Source organism: Streptomyces sp. SID5910, assembly GCF_009862125.1.
In the GTDB taxonomy this organism is placed as follows: domain Bacteria; phylum Actinomycetota; class Actinomycetes; order Streptomycetales; family Streptomycetaceae; genus Streptomyces.
Map to the genome: position 1 here is coordinate 1 of NZ_WWHX01000659.1, position 6,148 is coordinate 6,148.

The 6,148-nt window shown below is 73.8% G+C and carries 4 protein-coding genes; all 4 read left to right on the plus strand.

Annotated features, from left to right (window positions below; translation table 11 throughout):
* Nucleotides 1-23: 23 nt before the first annotated feature.
* The gene (locus GTW67_RS22925) at nt 24-1,460 is read left to right on the plus strand and encodes an APC family permease (RefSeq protein ID WP_161166692.1); all 1,437 of its coding nucleotides are present in this window, start codon (nt 24-26) and stop codon (nt 1,458-1,460) included.
* 126 nt (nt 1,461-1,586) lie between these two features.
* A complete protein-coding gene (locus tag GTW67_RS22930) occupies nt 1,587-4,238 on the plus strand; it encodes a CocE/NonD family hydrolase (protein ID WP_161166693.1) in 2,652 nt (883 codons plus the stop codon).
* On the plus strand, nt 4,235-5,098 hold the full coding sequence (locus GTW67_RS22935) for a DUF2705 family protein (protein ID WP_161166694.1): 864 nt from the start codon (nt 4,235-4,237) through the stop codon (nt 5,096-5,098). The genes GTW67_RS22930 and GTW67_RS22935 overlap by 4 nt, the downstream gene beginning before the upstream one ends.
* A gap of 197 nt (nt 5,099-5,295) precedes the next feature.
* Nucleotides 5,296-6,148: chaplin (locus GTW67_RS22940; protein WP_161166695.1), on the plus strand; the 853-nt coding region annotated here is incomplete at its 3' end.

The following is a 6,148-nucleotide window of genomic DNA, read 5'->3' on the forward strand; positions in this document are numbered from 1 at the left end:
TACGAGTCGATCGGACCCCCTCGATGACCGACACGCTCCGCCCCGCCCAGACCGCCACCGCGGCGCCCCCGGAACAGCCGGACCATCCGGAGTCCCGGACGCTCAAGCGGTCCATCGGGGTCGTCGGCGGCACTCTCCTGACACTCTCGTGCGTGACCCCCGCCTCCACGCTCTTCGTGGTCGTGCCCGACCTGTTCGGCTCGCTCGGCACCGCCACCGCCCTGACGATCGCCATCGGCTCCCTCCTCTGCATCGCCGTGGCGTTCTGCTACTCGGAGCTGGGCACGATGATCCCCAGCGCAGGCGGCGAGTACGCCATGGTGTCGACCATGGCCGGGCGGCTGGCGGGCTGGCTGGTCTTCGTGCTGTCCCTGCTGGTCGTCATGATCGTCCCGCCGGTGATCGCGATGGGCACGGCCGACTACCTCGAACCGATCGTGCACCTCGACCCGTCGATCGCCGGCGCCGGCGTCATGGTGCTCGCCACCCTGGCCGGCCTGCTCGACCTGCGCGCCAACGCCTGGATCACCGGCGTCTTCCTGGTCCTGGAGGTCATCGCGGCGGCCGTCGTCGCGGTGCTGGGCTTCGTCCACGGCGAGCGCGGCCTCGGCAGCCTCGCCTCCATGGAGGTGGCCGGCGCCGACGGCCACGCGGACACCGTGACGGGCATGCTGGTCGTCTCCGGTCTCGCCATCGCCCTGTTCATCACCCAGGGCTTCTCCACCGCCGTCTACCTCTCCGAGGAGCTGGAGCACCCGCGCCGCAACGTCGCCCGCACGGTGCTCGCCACCCTCGCCATCTCCACCGTGATCATCCTGGTCCCGGTCGTCGCCATCACCCTGGGCGCCTCGGACCTCACCGAGCTGACCGGCGGCGACATCGGCTCCATGGTCACCGCCTGGTCCAACTCGGCCGTCGGCACCTTCGTCAGCCTCTGCGTGGCCCTCGCCATCATCAACGCCGGCATCGTGATGGTCATCCAGAACTCGCGCGTCCTGTTCGCCTCCGCCCGCGACAAGGCGTGGCCCGGGCCGGTGAACCACCTCTTCGCCAAGCTCGGCCGGTTCGGCTCCCCCTGGGTCTCCACCCTCGCCGTCGGCGTCCCCGGCGCGGTGCTCTGCTTCGTCAACCTCGACACCCTGTACGGCGTCACCGGCGTCTCGGTGACCGGCATGTACCTGCTGGTCGCGATCGCCGCCCTGCTGTGCCGGCGCGGCACCCACGGCCACACGCAGGCCTGGCGCATGCCGCTGTGGCCCGCCGTGCCCGTCCTGCTGATCGTCGTCCTCGCCTACATCCTGACCCAGCAGGAGACGGGCTACCTGCTGTGGACCGGCGGCATCACCGCCGTCGCCACCCTGTACTGGGCCGTGTACCTGCGCCCGCGCCGCGACACCCGCTGGCTGGTGACCCTCCCCGAGGACACCCGCGACGAGGCCCGGGAGCCCGCCGGGGCGTGAGCCGTGGAGCCCCGCCGCCGTACCGCGTCCGTGGTACGGCGGCGGCGCTGCGTACGCCCGTGGGAGGGGCGGCGGTTCAGCCCCCGGAGGGCCCCCGCTGTCGGTGCCGGCCCGTACCGTTGACGCATGGATCTTCGACTGCCCCGGATGCGGGGGCTGCTGCGGCGGCCGAGGCGGGCGCTCGCCGCCGCGGCCGCCGTCGTCGTGCTCGCCGGCGCGGGGACCTGGACGGCGGTCGCCTCCGACGACCCCGCCCCGGTACGGCGCGCCGACCGGATCATGTCCATGGGCGACGGAGTGCGGCTGGACACCTCCTACTTCACGTCCGGTTCCGCCGGCCGCCGGCCCGCCGTCCTGCTCGCGCACGGCTTCGGCGGCAGCAAGGCCGACCTGCGCGAGCAGGCGGAGGGCCTCGCCCGCGACGGGTACGCGGTGCTGACCTGGTCGGCGCGCGGCTTCGGCCGGTCCACCGGGAGGATCGGGCTCAACGACCCGGACGGCGAGGTCGCCGACGTCTCCCGGCTGATCGACTGGCTGGCCAAGCAGCCGCAGGTGCGGCTCGACAGGGCCGGGGACCCGCGCGTGGGCCTGGCCGGCGCCTCCTACGGCGGCGCCGTCTCGCTGCTCGCCGCGGGCCACGACGCCCGCGTGGACGCCATCGCCCCCTCCATCACCTACTGGAACCTCGCGGACGCCCTGATGCCGAACGGCGTCTTCAAGAAGCTGTGGGCGGGCATCTTCGTCAACACCGGCGGCGGCTGCGGCCGTTTCGAGGACGCGCTGTGCCGGATGTACCAGCGCGTCGCCGAGTCCGGCGTGCCGGACGCCGAGGCCGTGAAGCTGCTGCGGGAACGCAGCCCGCAGGCCGTCGGCGACCGCATCCGGGTCCCCACCCTGCTGATGCAGGGCCAGACCGACTCCCTCTTCCCGCTCGGCCAGGCCGACGCCGCGGCCCGGGCGATCCGGGCGAACGGCGCGCCCGTCGACGTCGACTGGATCGCCGGCGGGCACGACGGCGGCGACCTGGAGACGGACCGCCTCCACGCGCGCGTGCACTCCTGGTTCGACCGCTATCTGAAGGACGACGAGGGCGCCGCCACCGGCCCCGCCTTCCGGGTCACCCGCACCGGCGGGGTGGACTCCACCGACGGACAGGCCCAGTTGCGGGGCGCCAGCGCGGACCGGTACCCGGGCCTCGGCGGCGGCCCCGCCTCCGTGCCCCTGGCCGGACGCGAGCAGCGCTTCGCCAACCCGGCCGGCGCCAACCCGCCCGCCGTCTCCGCCCTCCCCGGCATCGGCGGCGCGGGCGGGCTCGCCCAGCTGTCCTCCCTCGGCGTCGGCGTGTCCCTGGACTTCCCCGGCCAGTACGCCGCCTTCCAGTCGGCCCCGCTGACCGAGGACCTGCGCGTCACCGGCTCCCCGACGGCGACCGTCCACGTCCGCTCCACCTCCGACGACGCCGTCCTCTTCGCCAAGGTCTACGACGTCGGCCCCGGCGGCACCGCCCCGGTGCTCCCCGGACAGCTCGTCACACCGGTCCGCGTCGAGGGCGCCAAGGCCGGCAAGGACGTCACCCTCACCCTCCCGGCGATCGACCACGAGGTCGAGAAGGGCCACCGGCTGCGCCTGGTCCTCGCCTCCACCGACCTCGGCTACGCCTCCCCGGCCGCCCCGGCCACGTACACGGTCTCCCTCAAGGGCGGCCTCACGGTGCCCACCGCGCCCGGCGTCAGCACGGCCGCCGCCCCGCTGCCCGCCTGGGTGTGGTGGCTGCCGCTCGCCGGTCTCGCCGTCGCCCTGGCCCTGCTGCTGACCGGCCGCCGCCGCACCGCCACGCCCGCCCCGGACCCCGCGCTCGCCGAGGTCCCGCTGCGGATCACCGGCCTGACCAAGCGCTACGCCGGCGCGGCCGACCGGTACGCGGTGCGGGAGCTGTCCTTCCGCGTCGAGAAGGGCCAGGTCCTCGGGCTGCTCGGCCCCAACGGCGCCGGCAAGACGACCACCCTGCGCATGCTGATGGGCCTGATCACGCCGGACGAGGGCGAGATCCGCGTCTTCGGGCACGCGATCCGGCCCGGCGCGCCCGTGCTGTCCCGGGTCGGCGCCTTCGTCGAGGGAGCCGGCTTCCTGCCGCACCTGTCCGGCCGGGAGAACCTGGAGCTGTACTGGCGGGCCACCGGCCGTCCGCCCGAGAACGCCCACCTGGACGAGGCCCTGGAGATCGCCGGCCTCGGCGACGCGCTGGCCCGCGCGGTGCGCACCTACTCGCAGGGCATGCGCCAGCGCCTCGCCATCGCCCAGGCCATGCTGGGCCTGCCCGACCTGCTCATCCTGGACGAGCCGACCAACGGCCTCGACCCGCCCCAGATCCGCGAGATGCGCGAGGTGATGATCCGCTACGCGGCGGCCGGACGCACGGTCATCGTCTCCAGCCACCTGCTCGCCGAGGTCGAGCAGTCCTGCACCCACCTCGTCGTCATGGACCGCGGACGCCTGGTGCAGGCCGGCCCGGTCGCCGAGATCATCGGCTCCGGCGACACCCTCCTCGTCGGCACCGACCTCCCCGTGGAGGAACCGGTCGTCGAGAAGATCGCCGCGCTGCCGGGCGTGGACTCGGTCGTGCACACCGACGACGGGCTCCTGGTCCGCCTCGCCGCCGACGGCACGGCGCCCGGCCTCGTGGCCGAACTGGTCCGGCTGGAGGTGCCGGTGGCCTCGGTCGGCCCGCACCGCCGCCTGGAGGACGCCTTCCTCACCCTGATCGGAGGTTCCGCGTGAGCACGCTCACGGAGCAGCCCGAGACCGCGTACGGCTACCGGCCGGGCCGCACCCTGCCCCTGCGGGTGGAACTGGTGCGCCAGCTCAAGCGGCGCCGCACCCTGGTCATGGGCGCGATCCTCGCCGCCCTGCCGTTCGTCCTGGTCGTCGCCTTCGCCGTCGGCGGCGAGCCGGACGGCCCCGGCGACCGCATCACCCTGATGGACACGGCCACCTCCTCAGGCGCCAACTTCGCCGCGGTCAGCCTGTTCGTCTCGGCGGGCTTCCTGCTGGTCGTCCCCGTCGCCCTGTTCTGCGGGGACACCGTCGCCTCCGAGGCGAGCTGGTCCTCCCTGCGCTATCTGCTCGCCGCGCCGGTGCCGCGCGCCCGCCTGCTGGCGTCCAAGCTCGCCGTCGGGCTGGGGCTCAGCCTCGCCGCGATGGTGCTGCTGCCGCTGGTCGCCCTCGCCGTGGGCACGGTCGCCTACGGCTGGGGGCCGCTGGCGATCCCGACGGGCGGCTCGCTCGCCCCGGGGACGGCCGCGCTGCGGCTCGTGGTGGTCGTGGCGTACATCTTCGTGTCCCAACTGGTCACGGCCGGCCTCGCGTTCTGGCTGTCGACCAGGACCGACGCCCCGCTCGGCGCGGTCGGCGGCGCCGTCGGCCTCACCATCGTCGGCAACGTCCTGGACGCCGTCACCGCCCTCGGCCACTGGCGCGACTTCCTGCCCGCGCACTGGCAGTTCGCCTGGGCGGACGCCGTGCAGCCGCACCCCGAGTGGTCCGGCATGCTCCAGGGCACCGCGGTCTCCGTGACGTACGCGCTCGTCCTGTTCGCGCTGGCCTTCCGGGGATTCGCCCGCAAGGACGTGGTGTCCTGAGCGGCCGCGCGCCGCCCATATTTTCCGGAACTTTTTGAATACTGCGCGGTCCAACCGGGTGAACCTGCGCAACCGATTCCCTCGTGCCGGGTTTATGAAGCAGTAGGCATGCGACGCCCCGTCGCCTGCTCCATCCGCGGTACACGGGCCTTTCCCGCAGGAATTCGCGCAGTACTTCAAGCAGGAAGATCACCACATTGCGACAGACCCTGAGCAGGGGAGTGTTCGCGGCGGCCGCCGCCACGGGCATTCTGTCCCTGTCCGGCACCCCGGCACTCGCTGACAGCATCGCGGTGGGAGCCACCGACGACGCTTCCGGTCTGCTGTCCGGGAACAACGTTCAGGCGCCCATCGACGTGCCGGTGAACGTGTGCGGCAACACCATCGGTGTGCTCGCCGTGGGCAACGGCACGCACGGCAACGAGTGCGGCAACGGCTCGCACGGGTCCGGCCCCGCCGGCGCCCAGGCCGTGGGCCACACCGAGGACGCCTCGGGCATCGCGTCCGGGAACAACATCCAGGCGCCGGTCCACGTGCCGGTGAACCTGTGCGGCAACGCCGTCAACGTGCTCGCCGTGGGCAACGACACGCACGGCAACGACTGCGGCAACGGCTCGGGCGGCAACGCGCCGGCCGCGTCGGCGTCCACGTCCGCGTCCTCCTCCGCCGGCGGCGCGCGTGCCGTCGGCCACACCGAGGACTCCTACGGGCTGCTGGCCGGGAACAACATCCAGGCGCCGATCCACCTGCCGGTCAACGTGTGCGGCAACGCCGTCAACGTGCTCGCCGTGGGCAACGACACGTACGGCAACGACTGCGGCAACGAGGGCGGCTACGGCACGGAGGAAGAGGTGCCGCCGACCACCACCACGCCGGTGACGCCCACCACGCCCACCACGCCCAGCACCCCGAGCACGCCCAGCACCCCCCTGACGCCGCCCGCGTCCGTGGTCGACACGCCGCCCGCGGTCGCCGTCGACCAGCCGGCCGAGACGCCGCAGCTGGCCGAGACCGGCAGCGCCGGCATGCTGACGGCCTCGGTCGCCGGCG